This is a genomic window from Microscilla marina ATCC 23134 (genome assembly GCF_000169175.1).
Taxonomy (GTDB): domain Bacteria; phylum Bacteroidota; class Bacteroidia; order Cytophagales; family Microscillaceae; genus Microscilla; species Microscilla marina.
In genome coordinates this window covers 53,126-72,011 of sequence record NZ_AAWS01000026.1, presented here as the reverse complement: position 1 = coordinate 72,011, position 18,886 = coordinate 53,126, and the positions used below count along the sequence as shown (strand labels likewise).

Genomic DNA, 18,886 nt, shown 5'->3' with positions numbered 1-18,886 from the left:
TTTTTAAGTGCTTGTGTAATATAATTTTATGCTAATCTACTAAAATTTAGCTAAAGCGTAGGTCACCTTTTTGGATTTTAGCAATCACCAATTGGTATAAGCACCAATAAAAAAGCCCTTGTCGTTTCAAAGACAAAGGCTCAATTATTTGTTAGAAAGTAAATTTAATGTTTTACCAGTTTGCTTTTCAAGGAGGTGCCATCAGACGAAGTCAGCTCTACATAGTATGCCCCTTCTGACCATTGGCGGGTATCAATCACTACACCTTGTTTGCCTTGAACTACAGTGCCCGAAGCCACTACTTTGCCCAACTGATCATAGACTATATAGGGGGTATGTTCAGTAAAACTCAATGATTTATACCCTACATATACCTGGGTAACGGCTGGGTTGGGATATACCACAAAGTCGTGTTTTTGGTCATCGGCAATGCCAGTGACTTGCTTGTCGTCATTGCTTTGGTTGCCACCGTTGGTTCTGAGCAAACTTGATGGATCGCCAATAGCAGCCTGATACACTTCCTTGGTTTCATCGTCTTGCACAAACACTACTACTCCTATCTGTTGGTTGTCATACACATTGGCAAGTTCCCAGCGCTGACTAATCACTTCGCTGGTTTTACCTGCAGTCCAATCTATCAGGGTACCTGCAGCACTTGGCAACATTTTCTTCACCACATTTTTAAACACTAGCCCAGTGCTTCCCACGCCTGCAATTTCTCTTTCTATCACTGCCACTTGCACGATCAATGGACGCTCTACAGTATTGAGCGCATTTATAGTAGCTTGTACACTTAAGCTGGTAGGAGTACTTCCACTAAAGTCAAGGTTAATGCTAAACGGAGCTGCCTCTAGGGTACGTCGGCTATAATCGTCTTGTCCATACAGCGAAAACACCGAGTCGCGGGTAGAACCATCTAATGCGGTTCTTGGTGTAACTGCCAACCCATAATACAAAGCACGCGCACTGGGTGCTGCATTATTGTCATTATTCAATGGGTCGTCACCCGGAAATTTGGTGTGGTACTGAATATTGACTACTTCGGGGGTGCGTCCCTCAGTAAAAGTGTTGATAAAGTCATTTTCGGTATTGGCAGCAGCGTTAGAGCTATTGGTAAAGTGTTCTAACAGAGCTACCCGGTTTCTTTCACCAATCAACACATTGTCAAAAGCAAAACCATCTAAATTAGACCCAATTGGGTTGCTGGCGTCGCTACCAAAAGCTATGCGGAAACGAATAGTTTTTAAATTATCAGTAGCACTGGCGTCAAGGCGGGCTTTTAATTCGTCCAAAGGAAATTTAGCCACGCTCCAGGTAGTATCGGTATCGCCCGCCCAACCTATAATATTACCGTTCCAGCTTGACTGGGCAGCACTTTGCACTCCAGGGTTGCCCAAAATCCCTGTTTTATTGTACCAGGCAATGCCCGACCCCACCTTGCCTACCACTTCCCAGGTTACGCCATCGTCAAGCGTAGCAAGCAACACTGCTCCATCAAAGTTAACATCTGTATTGACCCAATACCTAAGGTTGATCACTGGGCGCAACATCTGATCAATATTGAAACAAGGGCTTTCTACATAAGACACTTCATTGTTGTTATAAGCTCCACTCAGGTTGGTAGCCCAAACCCCACCACTGGTAGCGTCAAAGGTACTACCTGAAGGTGTACCATGTTGCCAACTTGAGTTAGTTCCGGCAGGAATCCAGCCCCCGTTGCCTGTGTCAAAAGTTTCAAAATAGTTTTGGGTGTTAGACACGTTTACATAAGGGAAAATATACACTGTTTTGGTGATCTGATCAACACAACTACTTACACTCCCCTGAGTTTCCACTCTTAAAGTAACCACATAAGTACCTGCTGCAGCATACATGTGGGTAGGGTTTTGTAAAGTAGAGGTGGTACCATCGCCAAAGTCCCAATTCCATTTTACAATGTTGCCCGGTTGCGACACCGTAGACTGATCGGTAAATTGAGTAATGCCTCCCAAACAAAAACCAGCCGAACCAAAATCTGCCGTAGGTACTGGTGTCACTGTCACCGTTTTGGTCACAGTAAACTGACAGCCATGTTGGTTGGTGGCAGTCAGGGTTACCTGAAAACCAGCAAAAGTAGGATATTTATGGCTAGGGTTTTGAATGTTAGCAATCCCCCCATCACCAAATGTCCATGCCCACTTCCAACCCGTAGTAATCCCGGTAGCAGTGGCACTGAACGTTACATCATCACCAAAACAGGTGTTATTGAAGGTAAAATCCAGGTCACTGGGAGAGAAAAAGACTTCAAACCTTTGTGATCCAGAAATGTTGGCACAAGCCAAACCATCGGTATAGTCATAGCGAATCCAGTAAACTCCAGGGGTAAGTTTGGTGGGGTCTAAAATATGGGTATTAGGGTCAATGGCTGAGTTGGCCGAAAAGTTGACATCATCAGTGCTTATTTTAAAAGCCCCACTGGGTGGCGCCAACACAGAACCATTGTTAAACGCCCTTAATTGTACTGAGTTTATATCATTACAATAAGTGGCATCCAATCCAGTAAAAGTAAGGGTAGGAAGTTTAAGTATCTCAAAAGTAACAAGTGTGCTTGAGGTAGTCACGCAGCTGTTGCCATCGGTATAAGTATACTTTATTTTATGAACACCTACCGGAAATAAATTGGGATTCAAAGTAACTGTATTGCCCCCAATATTTGGCGTAATTCCTCCGGCAGGAGGCGCAGCAAATGTTCCTGACTGGTTTAAGTCTACCGTAAACACCACATTGGTAGCACTTATGTTAATGTCAGTACTTCCATCTTTTAAGGTAATAGTAGCGGTAGTTTCACTTTCACAATACCCAGTAGCATCTATGCCATTAATTACTGGCGAGGGCAATTCATGAATAGTGATCGCCAGGGTATTAGACGTAGCCACGCAAGTATTGGCATTGGTGTATACATAGCGAATGTTATGGGTACCTACGCCCAACACTGCCGGGTTAAGCAACACCTGGTTAGTAGCAGGCAAAATGCTTACATCTCCATTATTGTTGGTATAAGTGCCCGTTTGCCCTTTGTCAATCTGAAAAACCACCCGACTTAACTCTCCTCCGGCATTGTTGTTCAATGTTGTACTGGTGGTAGCATCAGTTAAGGTAAGTGCTGGGCTTGCCGCATCTCGGCAATATGCCGTTACATTGCCCGCAATGGTAAAGTTAGGCTGAGGCAACGCGTGAACCACGGTGGTTTCGGGGGTAGAGGTTTGCACACAACCATTGCCATCGGTATAAGTAAAACGGATGAGGTGAGTACCTACTCCAGCCGTTGCCGGGTTAAAGGTCACCGTGTTGGCGCCCACATTTACATTGATAGAACCAGGGTTGTTTACCCAGCCGCCACTGTTGGTGTTAATAGAGTAAGTTACATTACCCAAAGCATTGATGACAGTGGTACCATTCCTGGGCACAAAAGTAACCAAGCCATTGTCCATACAGTATTCGGCGCTTAGCCCGGTAAAGTTAGGATCAGGCAAGGCGTGTACTACAATGGGCACCTCAGCCGAGGTTTGCACACAAGTTTGATCGTCGGTATAAGTAAAACGCAACTCGTGGTTACCCACTCCTATTTTATCAGGGTGAATAGATACCGTAGCTCCGGCAATACTCACTTCTCCGTTGGTGGGTGCAGCAAAACTACCTGAGTTCTTTTTAACCTCAAAAGTAACTCTGCCTCCGCTCAACTGAGCCGCAGTCAAAGCGGTGAGGTTATCTCTTAGATTAATGGTGGCAGTAGTTAAATCTACACAGTAGCCAGTGGTTACTACCCCAGTAATGTTGGGTTGAGGCAAGGGGTTAATAGTAATTGCCATAAATGCCGATGTTTCTACACAAGTGTTGCCATCTGTATATACATATCGAATGTTGTGAGTACCTACCCCCAGCGCTGCGAGGTTAAGCAACACCTGGTTGTTGGCAACATCTACACTTATTTCTCCGCTATTGGCTACATAAGTACCCGTTTGACCTTTGTCAACCTGAAATGTCACATTGTTTAGTTGCGCTGAGGTAAGGGTAGTAGTATTATCTCTGAGGGTAAGTAAGGGGCTTGCTGCATCTATACAATAAGTAGTGACATTGCCCGCAATGGTAAAGTTAGGCTGAGGCAACGCGTGAACCACGGTGGTTTCGGGGGTAGAGGTTTGCACACAACCATTGCCATCGGTATAAGTAAAGCGGATTTGGTGAATACCTACTCCAGCCGTGGCAGGGTTAAAAGTTACCGTGTTGGCTCCCACATTTACATTGATAGAACCAGGGTTGTTTACCCAGCCGCCACTGTTGGTGTTAATAGAGTAAGTTACATTACCCAAAGCATTGATAACAGTGGTACCATTTCTGGGCACAAAAGTAACCAAGCCATTGTCCATACAGTATTCGGCGCTTAACCCGGTAAAATTAGGGTCAGGCAAGGCGTGTACTACAATGGGCACTTCAACCGACGTTTGCACACAAGTATTATCATCGGTATAAGTAAAGCGTAACTCATGGTTACCTACTCCTATTTTATCAGGGTGAATAGATACCGCTGCTCCGGCAATGCTTACTTCGCCGTTGGTGGGTGCAGCAAAACTACCCGAGTTCTTTTTAATCTCAAAAGTGACCCTGCCTCCGCTTAACTGAGCCGCAGTCAAGGCAGTTAAATTGTCTCGTAAGTTGATAGTAGCAGTAGTCAAATCTACACAATAGCCAGTGGTCACTACTCCAGTAATGTTGGGCTGGGGCAAGGGGTTAACCGTAACATTTAAGTGAGTAGAGGTAAGTTTACATCCATTGGCATTGGTATAAGTAAACCGTATTTTGTGAGGAGGGCCAGTCGAAACACCCAATATACCAGGAACGATGTAAGCTTTCCCATTGGTCAAATCAACATTCACTTCTCCATTATTGGCTGTATAACCAGTGCCCTTGTCTACTTCAAACACTGCATTGGCAAGCTCTGTTGCGCTTAGTGTAGCGGTAGCATCGCGTATCACCAGCTCTTGCTGGGTAGCATCTATACAATAAATAAAAGGAGCCGATCCGCTTGCCAATGTAAAGTTAGGGGCAGGCAAAGCATTGACTGTAACACTTAGTGTAGCAGAAGTTTTCTGACAATTGTTGCCGTCGGTATAAGTAAAACGAATCAAGTGTGGGTTGCCCACTAAAGAAGCCCCCAGTACACTAGGATTGAGCGTTATACTGGAAGTAGGTATATTTTTGATAATGCTTCCAGGTGGTGGTGAGGCAAAAGTACCTGAAGAGTTTTTATCAATTTCTATACTCGCATTATTTAGCTGTGTAGTAATCAGGTTATTGGTACCATCTCTTAAAGTCAGGACAGCACTGGTAACATCGGCACAATACACCAGGTTAGACTCAGCAAAGTTAGGATCGGGCAAAGGCAATACCGTAACAGTGCTTACCGCTGAGGTAGCCACACAACCATTGGTGTTTGTATAAGTAAAACGAATTTGGTGAGTACCTACTCCCAATGCATTGGGATCAAAGGTTACATCGCCAGCGGTTTGATTTACAAATGCTCCAGTAGAGTTTTGATCTATAGCAAATATTACATTAGCTAGGTTAGCACCAGCAATGTTCACCCCTCCATCGCGAGGTGCCAGCGTAACCGTGGTTACATCTACACAATAGCTGGTCACCCCTCCCCCAAAAGTAAAAGAAGGAACAGGTAACACATATACTGTGAGCACCTGGTTACCTGTAGTAACCGAACACCCATTGGCATTGGTATACCTCATTCTTACGTTATGATCTCCCACCCCATAAGTTGCCGGATTCAGATTAGTTTCTCCTGCTCCTAATTGGCTGTACGCTCCCGTCTGATTTTTCTGCACTTCAAACACTACTCCACCCAAATTGGCTCCTGTAATCGTTGCCCCTCCATCTCTTGGAGTCAATGAAATACTGGTAACATCGACACAATGAGTAGCATCATTTGAGGGAAAAAGAAAAGAAGGAACAGGCACATCATAAATATTAAAAAATGAAGATGCCGAAGTATTGGAGCAACCAGTAGAGGGATCGGTATAATCAAAAAACATTTCATAACTACCCGCCCCCAAAGTGGCTGGGTTAAAGATCTTTACATTGGCGGCAAAGGAATTGACCGTACCACTGCCATTTTTCTTATATTTTACTATAAAGTTATTGGTTACACTGTTACCGTTGGCTCTCAAATCAAGGTTTACCGACGCTACATCTGTACAGTACTGGCTCTCCAACCCGCCAAGCACCAAAGTAGGTAAGGGCGAAACGGTCACCCCTACAGGAACCTTTTTCTCAATAAACGGTCCCCACAAAGGACCATCTCCGGAGGTATAATCATAACGCACCTTTATAGTGACATTACGAAAACCATCTGTATTCGGGTTGAACTGATAAGGAGGTCCACCTACAATGCCTGTCCCTGAGATAGTAAAAGAAGTTGTTTTGGTATAAGTAGACTTGATAGTATTACCAAATATTTTGAGTTTTTTAACTATAGTATTAGGAAAAATAGCTGTATTGGAGCTTGGGGTAAGGTTGCCAGTTTGAGCATCGCCCACACAATAAGAGCTGTTCAAACCTACAATTGCCCCATTTGGGTTAAATACATTGTAATTAAAAGTAGTACTATTGGTACAACCTGTCGCGGGGTCAGTGTAAGTATAGGTAATCAAGTGGTCACCATCACCTGCTACATCGGGGTAAAAATTAGTCCCTACTACGCCAGGTCCTGAGTAAGTGCCTACTGTAGTAGCTACTATGGTTCCTCCTACTGTTCCCCCATACGTAGGCGTAGTAGCATCTCCATCGCTTAAAGGCACTGCATCCGTCTGGTCATTAGGAAAACTACTATTAACAGATTCAATATACCCCACATCTGGTAACCCATTGACAGTAAGAGCTATGGCTGAAGAAGTCGCGGTACAACCATTGACTGTCACCTCTACGGTAATATTTCCAGAGGTAAGCGTATTACTTGAATAAGTATTACTACCTGAGTTTTGCAAGGTAGTAGTTCCATTTTTGAAATGATAATTAGCCCCCGCACTAGGGGTTGATATAGCGGTAAAAATCACTGTTTCGCCTTCGCATATTACATTGTCAGCATCACTACTTACCAATGATACTGCAGGTTCGGCATCAATAGTAACGGTTACTGTAGCAGATGTACTCTCACAGGTACCATCATTACGCGTAACATAGTAGGTAGTGGTTCCTACAGTGGCACTAGACGCACCCAGGTTCGTAACCAAATTTGGCGTAGCTCCAGTATACAACACATTAGTCAAAGCCGCATTGTCGTACCAGGTATAGGTGCCTCCCCCACTTGCCGTAACCGTTTGTGCATTGATATTGGTATTTTGGCAAAAAGTAAAGGCAGTATTGCTTAAAGTAGGTGCTGAAGGGCGATTCGGAGAGTTTAATACCGCATGAACGGTTCCACTCGCATTGCCTTGTTGCACTGCTGAGCCCGTTCCATTATTGGTGATATTGCCTGCACCTGCATTGTCAGCCCTTATTTTTAAGCCATTGATTACAATTGAGTTGATGTTGGCACCTCCCGTTATGTCATATTGCACCGTAATCAGGTTGGCAGCTACATTTACACTTGCATTACTTATTTCTGCTCCAGTTACAATCACCGAACCTACCCCTACTTGCATTGTATAGTTAGAAGGCACAGTTAAAACCAAAGTTTGGGTGGTGCCTGTGGCAAACGAAGAAGCTGACCCCTCAGTGATTACAATAGGATCAATGTCGACAAAACCACCTCCCACACAGGCGTTTACTGTAGGGGAAGTAATACTTACCCCACCCACAGTGGTAAATGTCCAGTTGCCAGCGGTTACTCCAGCTATTTCGGCTTGCGCCTGATTGGCAGCTTTGAGTGCTCCATCATCAATAGTGATTTGATACTCGGTGTTGGGATTAAAATCAGGCAAAGTGATCAACAATTCATTGCCATTTTGTATAGTAATACTTCCGTCTGTAATAGGCAAAACAGTGGCTGCTGCTGCTGGGTTAATTGGAGTAATGGTTACATTACCTGTAGTATTTTTCTGAATGTCAGCCGAGTAGGTAATCAAAGGATTCGTGTTCAAAGCCACATTATTGGCATTGTCGGCAGGCGTAGTAGGAGTATTTGTAATGCCTGGCATAGTAGTAAAACGCCAATTGCCAGTAGTAATCCCTGTCACATCACTGTTTGGAGCAATAGCATCTTGCAATACACCATTCGCAAAAGTTACTTCATATAATGTATTGGCATTTAAGTTTACGTTGGGCACAGTCACTGTTGCTCCAGCAATGGTCACCAACGTGTTCACGTCAAAGTTTTGTGCAGTACCAGCTGGGGTAATTGGTGTAACCACAATGTTGCCTGTCCCTGCTTGTACATTGCCCGAAAAATTAATGGTCAAATTGGCTAAAGTAGCTACATTGCTTCCATTATGTGTGGGAGCCAAGGTATTCACGCTTACTGCCGAACTGGTAGTAAAACGCCAGTTGCCTGCGGTAAGCTCAGGCACTGGAGCATTGGCACCAGTCGCTGCGGCAAATCCACCTGCGGGAATTGTTACCTGATACAGTTTATTAGCAGTAAGCCCACTAGGAGGAGTAATGGTAACAGCAGCTCCAGTAATGCTTACATTACCTCCTGTTACATCAATGTTTTCAGAACTTCCATCAGTCACATTAGTCAATACCATATTACCTGTACCCGCCTGTACATTGCCCGAATAGGTAAGGCTCAGGTTGGTAGCACCAGGAGTTATATTTACCGCATTATTTGTTGGGTTCAAGGTGTTGGGGGCGATGCCCGATATTGTAGTAAACACCCATTCACCCGTAGATACTACTGGCACTGTAGCTCCTGCCCCTCCACTGGCATTGATTTTACCCGCTGTCCAGCGTAGTTCATACTGAGTGTTAGGATTTAAAGTAGGCGTGATTGTTACCGTGTTTCCAGCAAACACCAATGCACCTACGTTGATATTGGTGGTACCACCATTGGTAAGGTCTGCCAAGCTGATGTTGCCACTACCTGCGGTTACATCTGCATCAAAGGTAATCACAAAAGAAGCATTGGTGGCGATGTCAGTACTGCCATTGGTTGGACTGATGCTCACAATGGTGATTGCTGTACCAAAATTCAAGTCTCCACTGACCAAGGCAGGAGCCGCAGTATTGTCTGATGCCCTGCGCACCACATCAGCAACCATCGTTACTTCATAATTTTTGTTAGCATTTAGGTCAGCAGCAGGGTCAATCGTCAGCACATTGCCTGATATGCTTACCTGAGTACCATCCAATATACTAATGGTGTGCTCGTCTACCCCGTCAGTAGTATTTCTTATGACTATATTCCCGGTATTGGCCACTATAGAAGCATTGTAGCTAATCGTAATGTTGGTGTTTTTTGCCACATCAGTAGCTCCATCTACGGGGCTAAATGCAGTAGTGGCAAAGGCAGGCAACACAGCAGTGGTAAAGTTCCAGTCAGTAGTAGCTATTCCTGCGGCATTCATACCGTCAGCAGTTTTGAGCAATGTACCTGCTGCCATTGTCACTTCATAGACTTTGCTTGGATTCAAGTCAGTTGCAGGGTCAATCGTCAATACATTATTGGTAATGCTTATTTGGGTACCATCGGTAATGCTAATAGTGTGTTCATCAACTCCATCGGTCGTGTTTCTAATCACAATATTCCCGGTATTGGCGGTTACATTGTCCGAAAAGGTGACCTGAAGGTTGTCAAAAACCGAAATACCAGTAGCCCCATCGGTTGGCGAAAAACCTGTAATTGTGGCTCCCCCTGTAGTAAACTGCCAAGTGCCCGAGGCAATGCCTGCCAATTGTCCACTTGAAGTAGTTCGGAACACGTCATCAGCAAAGAATATTTCATATTGAGTGCCAGGGCTTAAGTCTGCCGTAGGGTTAATGGTCACCACATCGTTTACGATACTTACTTGGGCATCGCCCACTGCAATGGTTATATCAGTACCTGCCGGGCTCAACGGACGAATTGTAATGTCTCCGGCATTTGCCTGTACATTGGTACCATTAAAGTTAAGCGTAAAGTTAGCATTGGGGTTTACATTGGTAGTATTATGAGTAGGGCTAAGCGTTACGGCTGTCACATTATTGGTGATTGCCTGTGCACCAAAAGACGCCAGTTGCCCCCCAATTGCTTCTCCAGTATCCCCTATATCGTTGTATTCAATGGTTACTGTTTGTCCAGCTTTTACAGGAACTGCCAACCTAAACCATAATTGATTGCTAGGTACACCCTGCGCAGCAGTATAACGTACCTCAGCAATGGCAGAAGCAGCTCCGTTTACCCTAATGGTAAAACCAGTGCCTCCATCGCCTGTCACCATATCATTGCTGGTATTAAAAGTTACATCTACCCAGTTGGGGAAATTGGCTTGTACTTCGGCGCTATTAAAGGTAGGCTGTGCCCAAACTCCCAACGTGGAGAGCATCAGCACAAGAGAGAGTATAGTTCGTAGCATCGATTGCTTAATTTTCGGTATTGTTGTAAACATGGCATTCATTCGTAATGATTTTTCCAAGATTGCAAATATGACTCATCAAAGTGAGCCAATGCGCCCAATGTGTGTTTATGTAAGATTGTGTGTATGTAAGGAAATAATCTATCCCTATAGCTTATAAAAGACTTTTTTTGCCACTTTGTACTCTTTATATATGTACTTTTCTGTAGCGATTTGCAATTGTAGTTTTTAGCTAAAAAACTCGTTCACTTATAGGCAGTCTTTTTCCAGTGATGTTTTTATAAAAATTACAGGTGTTTATTTGCTTTGTGTGTAAAAGGTAAGTGTTGATGACGGGCTTGAAAACTTAATATATAATAAGGTATAAAATGCACCTTTATACTATGTCCTGACAGGTTTGGGAGTAAAAAAGTTGTCTTAAGGCTTCTTTTTTTTGCTAAAAACCAACCGTGTAAATCTACTCCTCTTATTTTTTGGGGCTTTTGGCTATTTTTTGCAAGGTAAACTCCATCACCTTGTCTTCTTTGTTTACTCTCTCCATAATAGAAGGCTGCACCACATAATGCGGAATAATTCCCCGGTTTAGGTGAGGATAGTTTTGGGGAATCTTTACCCATTTTTCCAGAGGTACCACCAGGTTGAGGTAAGTATGAGGCAGGGTTACATCCAAGAATGTCCCCCCGTTCAACCCTTGTGCACCCCCTCCTGCTTCTTCCCCAATAAAGGTAGCCCTTTCGGTAGAGTACAACAGTGACGCAAACAAACAAGTAGCCGAATAACTTTTGCGGTTCATCAATACATACACATTGCCCTTAAACACCCGTTTGCGTCGTGGATACTGAATCTCAAGAAAATCATAATAGTTGGTCTTTACTACATAATTTACCCCGTCTTTTTTTATTGTTGAGTCTTGCGCTTGCTCTTCTAAATATTTGGTATCATGAATATCAATCTTATCCCAATTGGTATACTTCAAAAAATCTAACGGCTTATTGGTGGCTACCTCTATGCGGTCAAGAAACATGTAAGGTTCACCATACAAGTAGGCAAACAAACCGTTGGCATACAACATCTCTCCTCCTGCATTGTTTCTTAGGTCTATCACCAGGTTTTGAATTTTGTGGCGGTGTATTTTCTTAAAACTACGCCTGAGGTAGCGCGAAAAACGCTGTCCACCTTCTTTGATTTCGGTAGGATAAAATGAGGTGATTTTCATTACAGCAGTGCTCAACGAGTCTATTTCTTTGTAACGTAATGGGTAGGTTCCTACCTCTATAGCTGAGCGTTTGTGGTAGCGTTTCAGCATAGGATCGTCAGAAGCAGCTACTTTGGTAGTAAATATTTTGCCTTGCGGCGAACGACACTTCAATAAAAAAGTGTCTGGCTTCCCAATAAACAAGTCATAATAGTTTTGAAAATCTTCTTCCAGGGTACCATACTTAAATATTTCATTGTGGGCGTCAGAGCTGATCGCAGGCAATAGTTTCGCTACAATTTTCTTGATGGGTTGTCCTTCAATCTCCAATAGCTCCGACCCCATCTGCAAAGTGGAATCTTCGCTATAATTATACAACAAATATACTTTATCGTCTACAAACTTAATATCCAGCGGAAAGCGTTTACCTTGATTTTGGTACTCTTCTGAAGGGTCGAGCACGGTATGCCCACAGTTGGCAAGGGCCACCAAAGGCGAAAGAAAACGATAAAACTCTACTTCGGTCATCGCCTGGTTGAGCTGAAGGTATGTGCTGTCAAACTTTTGCTTAAAAATCTCAGGTTTGGTATACCAATACACTCCAGGATGGGCTTGTTGCAATACTTTACGCACCAACTTAAAGTCTTCTTTGAGCTCTGCCACACTATAGCGGTGAGCCACATCGTAAGTCTCTTCGTTTTGCGCCCATAATGGAGCAAAACCTGCAATGAGTAAACAACTATTGATATGTATAACAGCCCAAAAAAGCCTATATACGAATACTTTAGATAATTTTGTGCGAATCATACAAGCAAAAGAATTTGAAATTCACGTAATTGCCATTTTTACAACAAGAGCGTGTTTATATTTTATTTTCGGAGTTAAAAATGATGAGTTTAGCTGAAAAGGCAACGCTCACCCTTTGGGCTTCGGTTTTTGTGCTGGCAGTTGCGTTTTTAAGTGAACTGATAACTACAGCTGTGCTGAGTTTCTAATCCTCCGAGAACAAGCTCGGAGTTGTAAACCGAACTTGATTCGGGGCTCTGCCAACGGCTAAAATCGACGAAGCCAACGCATAAAAATCATTTTTTAGCCCAGATTATAACCGAGCAGCAAGCGAGCTCTGTTTCACCTTTGAAAATAAACCAATAAACTAATTTTTAAACATACTCTAAATCAAACATACCCATAGAAATATGCAAGACTTATTTAGTTTAAAAGGTTGTGTTGCCATTGTAACTGGTGCTGGTCGAGGTAATGGTTTCGGAATAGCTAAAGGGTTACACAAATTTGGTGCTGAAATATACAGCATAGATTTACAACATAAAGAGAACGTAGAAGCAGAAGGTTTCCATCAAATAGTAGGTGATGTAACCGATGAAAAACTTCAGGAAGAGGTATGCGCCAAGGCTTACGCCAACTGCGAAAAAACACCTATTTTGGTAAACAATGCCGGAGTTACCCATGTAGAAGAGGGCAAGTATCCACGTGATGCCTGGGACAAAACCATTGAGGTAAACCTTACAGCTGCCTTTGGCTGGACCAGAGAAGCAGCCGAGCACATGAAAAAAATGGAACGGGGTAGCATTATAAGCATTAGTAGTTTAGGCGCAAGCTTGGGGTTTCCTGCCAACCCAGCATATGTAGCGTCTAAAGGAGGTATTCGTTTAATGACCAAAGCTTTTGCCCGTGACTTGGGTAAGTATGGGGTAAGAGCCAACAATATAGCCCCTGGATACATCAAAACAGAAATGACCATTGGTAGCTTTAACGACCCCGAAAAACGTAAAGCCCGTGAAGCCCACATGATGATCAAGCGTTGGGGAACCCCTGAAGACCTAGCCGGGGCTGCCATATTTCTAGCATCTGATGCTTCGGTATACATCACTGGACAAGATATTAATGTAGATGGGGGATGGACTGCCAACGGACTGATGTAGGTAAGCAGCCTCAAGCTTTTAGCTACAAGTAACAAGTATACAGTTGTTTTAAAAGTCATTAAATACTTCGTAAAACACTGGTTTTTAACAACTTACAAAACCAACAAACAGGGTTTATCCATTTTTAAAAAAGATCAAAAATAATAGTTTTACATGACAAAAATACTAGGAATTATTCCTTCCCGTTATGGATCGCAACGTCTGCGCGGCAAGGCTTTGATAGATATAGGCGGCAAAACAATGGTACAAAGGGTTTTTGAGCAAGCAAGCAAAGCACAAAAACTTGACAAGGTGATAGTAGCCACCGATGACGAGCGAATTTTTACGCATGTAAAAGACTTCGGAGGCGAAGCCATTATGACCTCACACAACCACCCTACGGGCACTGACCGATGTGCTGAGGTTGCGCTCAGGTTTCAGAAAGAATACGATGTGTGTATCAACATTCAAGGAGATGAGCCATTTATCAATCCAGACCAAATAGATGAATTGGCGCGCTTGTTCAGTGACCCTAAAACCGAGATTGGAACTTTGATAAGTCGAATTGAAGACTATGACGAGTTGTTTGACCACAAAGAAGCAAAGGTAGTATTTAATGCCAAAACTTTTGAGGCAATGTATATCAGCCGAAGCCCTATTCCTTATTATAAGGATAAGATTCAACCTCAATGGCTAAAACTCCACCCCTATTATAAAAACCTGGGAATTTATGGTTTTAAAACCGACATATTGGCCAATATATCGCAGTTGCCCATGTCAGCCCTTGAAATAGCCGAAGGACTAGAGCAAGTACGCTGGCTGGAGCACTATCGTATCAAAGTAGGCATTAGCAAGATGAGTACCTTGTCGATAGACACGGCTGATGACCTTGCCAAAGCGTCTAAGTTTGTATAAGTTTGACTATTTGGGGCAAAAATACCAACACTCCTATTACTAAAGCTGTGATAGCAGCCAACAATACCGCTCCGGCGGCTATATCTTTTACAATGCCTGCCTGCTTGTGATAATCAGGAGACACAAAATTGACCAACTCTTCAAGAGCAGTATTGGTAGTTTCGGCTACCAATACTAATCCTATAGCTACTACAATTGCCAACCAGTCGGTTCTGGCAATATCAAACCCAATGCCCAATACTATTGCCATGAACGCCATCACGGTATGTACTTTGGCATGTGGTTGGGTCACAAAAAAAAACTTGATCCCCTTTCCTGCGTATCCAAAACTTTTCAACCTCTTTTTTATCATTACAATTTTGTCAAACAATCATTCCAAGTAGTGAGTTTTAACTTTTGTTAATGTAACAATTTACTCATTTTTTCAAATTTTTATTTTAATAAAAATTTCGTAATTATTAGGTTGCGTTCAGGCATTTTTATTAATTAGCTATCTGATAATAAATAGCATATAAAGAAAAAATAAAGTTTATCACTACAATAAACCTATATTGTATAAGTATATTTAAAAGCCTTTGACCAAAAGCATTGCAAAAGTTTGTTTTTTTGTATTATTTCCAATTTGTCACCACATAATCTTATTGGTATAGCTACAACATCAGAAAAAAACATACGCTTATTTATTATTTTATAAAACAAAATGTATCTTCATTGATTATTATTGCTTATGTAATTTCCTAAATCAAATTTTCAACTATGGCACGACTTTTTACATAACCTATCAACAAAACAATCGTACCTTACTAAATTCTTAGAATTCATTAACTTATTTTGTGAGTCATCCATTTTACAATGCTAAAGTTATTTCGTAATCTAAATATAAGCATAAAGTTAGCGCTGCCAGTGATAGTACTATTGGTCTTGTCTATTGCTACATACGTCATTTTATCTGACAAATACGCTACTGATGCTTTATATGATCAGGCAAAAAGAAAGTCTAAAAGTGAAATTAAAAACGAAGCAACACAGGTAGAGCAATTTTTTCAAAGTGCCCAAACCGACTTGTTATTCTTGAGTCGATTATCACAATTGAACAAACTATCGGCTGACACTACCAAAGAAGATGCATCAGAATCGCTTCATACTTTAACTGAAACTTTTCAACAACTTGCCCGCACCCGAAAAGTATTTAGCCAGATTCGTTTTATAGATCAAAACGGACAAGAGTTGATCAAAGTAGACTACAAAAACGGCAATGCAAATAGTACCGAACGCCAGGCGTTGAAAAACAGCAAAGGAGAAGAGTTTTTTGTAAAAACCAGACAACTTCAGGAAGGACAGTTTTATCATACAACCCCTTACCTGAAAAAAGACCGCAAACAAACCCCCGATATTAGCCAACCTACCTTAACTTATGCTACTCCTGTAATGGACAAAAACGACCAAAAATCAGGGATGATTGTGGTTGATCTTGACCTAAACCTTTTGATGGATAACTTAAGAGCCTGGGAAAAAAATGACAATAAAATTATCAAAAACAAATCTCACACAAACTTGTCGTTGCTTACCTCAGAGGGTTACTATGTATACCATACTAACAATACTTTGTTATGGGGCAAAGACTTGAAAATGCCTACCCATAATATTTCGGAGAGAGAGCCTGATCAGGTACAGAAGCTATTGTCTACCCATTACAACGAACCTTTAATTGTTGATGGTCACCTTTATACCTCAAGTAAGATTGTGCCTAATAAAGACGTTGCTAACAATTACCTGGTGCTGCTTTATAAAATACCTAAAGGCCAACTCAATGTCACCAGCAACTTGCGCATTAATCTGGTGCTGGTAGGGCTGGTGTTTATACTGATTACAGTGTTTTTAATTGTTGGTATATCAAGCCGAAGAATTGTTAATCGTTTGTCTACACTCCGCAACAATGTAAAACAATTAATGAAAGGAAACATTCCTGAAACTATTGAAACTAAGTCGGACGATGAGATTGGCGAAATTACCCATGAAATTAATGAACTTACCATCAACATTAGCCAAATGGTAAACTTTGCCGACAAGGTGGGTACAGGCGATTACTCGGCAAAAACCAAATTTAAACCAGATATTGTATTAGGTAATACCCTGATTAAAATGCGGGATAACCTTCAGCGAAGCGCCACTATCCAGGATCGGAATAATTGGGTGAGCGATGGTTTGGCTAAATTTTCGGAAGTACTGCGTTCACAAGAAAACTTACTGAAAGTAGGAGACGAAGTGATTGTAGGTGTGGTAGAGTATATGAGCGCCAACCAGGGTGCACTGTATATGTTGTCAGAAGACAAAGAGGATGAACTAAGCTTATTGGCTTATTATGGCATAGATAAGGAAGCTACCCAACAAACTATTAAAATTGACCACGGACTCGCCGGACAAGCATTCCGACAGGGTAAAACAATTCATATATCAGACATACCTAAAGATTATGGCTATATTAGCTCTATCACTGGTAAAGCTGCCCCTAACAATGTACTAATTGTACCCCTGACCATACAAGAAACGGTAGAAGGAGTACTGGAAATTTCATCTTTTAAGGTTTTTGAAGATTTTGAAGTCACTTTTGTAGAACACCTTGCCGAGGCCATTGCCATCACCATATCAAGTGTTAAGTCGAATCATAAAACCAAAAGCCTGCTTCAAAAGTCCAGAGAGTCGGAAAAGCAGCTGCAACTACGAGAAGAGGAGTTGAACAAAAACATGCAGAAACTTATTGCGGCACAAGATGAGGTAGAAAACAAAACAGCTCAGATAGAAGAGCAGAAGAAGCAGATAGAAAAGTCGCTTGAAGAAAAAACAGAACAAACGGAAATGCTGCTGGCACAAGAAGAAGAAATGCGCCAGAATATGGAAGAACTCCAGGCTACTCAAGAGGCAATGAGCGAAAAGCAACGAGAACTTGAAAAAGCCAAGAAAAAATTGGAAGTAAACGAACAAGTACTCAAAAAAGCGTATAAAAAAGCCAGAGACCGTGAACTGGAAATCAAACAGAAAAACGAAGAACTTAAAGCACAAGAAGAAGAAATACGCCAAAATATGGAGGAGCTAAAAGCTACTCAAGAGGCAATGGAGCGTAAACAAATAGAAATTGAAGGTGCCAACAAAAAACTGGCTGCCAACGAGAAAGTACTAAAACTGGCGTATGAGCAGGTAAAAGAAAGTGAAAGCGAAATTCGCAAGAAAAACGAAGAAATTGTGAAACAATCGCAAATACTGGAAGATGCCAAAGATGAGCTTGAACGCAAAAATAAAAAAATGGCTGCCAACGAACGGGTACTCAAAAAAGCTTATGAAAAAATACAGGCGCAAGAGCAAGGCTTAAAAGATACGATTAACCAACTGCAAACCACTGAGGAAGAGCTAAGACAAAACATGGAAGAGCTGCAAACTACCCAGGAGGCATTGCAAGAGAAAAGTAAAAGTCTTGAAGTAAAAAATAAGTTGATTACCAATAGTATCAACTATGCAAAAAATATTCAGACGGCCATTTTGCCTAAAAAAGAAGAAATGGACACCTCGTTTGCTGACTATTATGTATTGTACATGCCCAAAGACATTGTTTCGGGCGATTTCTACTGGTTCCGTCAGGTATCAGACAAAATGATTTACCTTGCCATTGTTGACTGTACTGGTCATGGAGTACCAGGTGCGTTGATGTCAATGATTGGTAGTAGTATTTTGAACCGTACCCTGAGCGAACATAAGATACTGGAACCAGGCAAAATTCTTGAACACTTGCACATTGGTATCAGGGCGAGACTACGCCAAAAAGAAGCAAACACTGGAGACGGCATGGTAGTAAGCATGGCAAGAATAGAAGAACTACCCAACGGAGAGTTTGACATTATATTCTCAGCGGCCAAACAAAACATCTATTATATAGAAGAGGACGGAGAAATGAAGGTAATCAAAGGGGATAGAAAGTCGATAGGTGGATGGCAACGCGAAAACTACCGTACATTCTCTAACCAACCAGTAAGACTCAAAAAAGGAACAAAAATATATTTTACAACGGATGGTATTTTAGATAACCCTAATCCACGACGCAAGCGTTTTGGCGAAAAATATCTCAAACATATCATACACGAAAATTATAATTTGCCTTTTGAAACACAAAAGCAAATCTTACACGAAAAGCTCATTGCGCATCAACAAGATGCTGACCAACGAGATGATATTACAGTGATTGGCATTCAGTTATAGTAGCCGATTACACCAAGCAAACCTCAGTAACCATTCATTACCAAGAGTGTGGGTTACTGAGGTTTTTTTTC

Annotated in this window: 6 protein-coding genes; 3 read left to right on the top strand and 3 right to left on the bottom strand. The window is 42.0% G+C overall.

Annotated features, from left to right (window positions below; genetic code table 11):
- Nucleotides 1-164 precede the first annotated feature (164 nt).
- Together M23134_RS22070 and M23134_RS22065 are read right to left on the bottom strand one after the other, a co-directional pair.
- Nucleotides 165-10,538: an Ig-like domain-containing protein gene (locus M23134_RS22070; RefSeq protein ID WP_198145072.1), complete on the bottom strand. Its 10,374-nt coding sequence runs from the start codon at nt 10,536-10,538 to the stop codon at nt 165-167.
- A gap of 466 nt (nt 10,539-11,004) precedes the next feature.
- Complete coding sequence (locus M23134_RS22065; RefSeq protein ID WP_004156203.1) at nt 11,005-12,540, bottom strand: S41 family peptidase; 1,536 nt, start codon at nt 12,538-12,540, stop codon at nt 11,005-11,007.
- A 389-nt stretch (nt 12,541-12,929) separates the two neighbouring features.
- Between M23134_RS22065 and M23134_RS22060 the strand changes: the two genes are divergently transcribed.
- Entirely contained in the window at nt 12,930-13,673 is a 744-nt protein-coding gene (locus M23134_RS22060; protein ID WP_004156199.1) for an SDR family oxidoreductase, read from the top strand.
- Between the two features lie 153 nt (nt 13,674-13,826).
- Entirely contained in the window at nt 13,827-14,567 is a 741-nt protein-coding gene (kdsB, locus tag M23134_RS22055) for a 3-deoxy-manno-octulosonate cytidylyltransferase (RefSeq protein ID WP_004156197.1), read from the top strand.
- Here kdsB and M23134_RS22050 read toward each other — a convergent pair.
- Nucleotides 14,554-14,919, bottom strand: a complete 366-nt coding sequence (locus M23134_RS22050) for a diacylglycerol kinase family protein (protein ID WP_045114111.1) — start codon at nt 14,917-14,919, stop codon at nt 14,554-14,556. The two genes, kdsB and M23134_RS22050, sit on opposite strands and share 14 nt — an antisense overlap.
- Before the next feature lie 500 nt (nt 14,920-15,419).
- On the opposite strand from M23134_RS22050, the gene M23134_RS22045 reads away from it, so the two are divergent.
- Complete coding sequence (locus M23134_RS22045; protein ID WP_004156193.1) at nt 15,420-18,815, top strand: SpoIIE family protein phosphatase; 3,396 nt, start codon at nt 15,420-15,422, stop codon at nt 18,813-18,815.
- Nucleotides 18,816-18,886 lie beyond the last annotated feature (71 nt).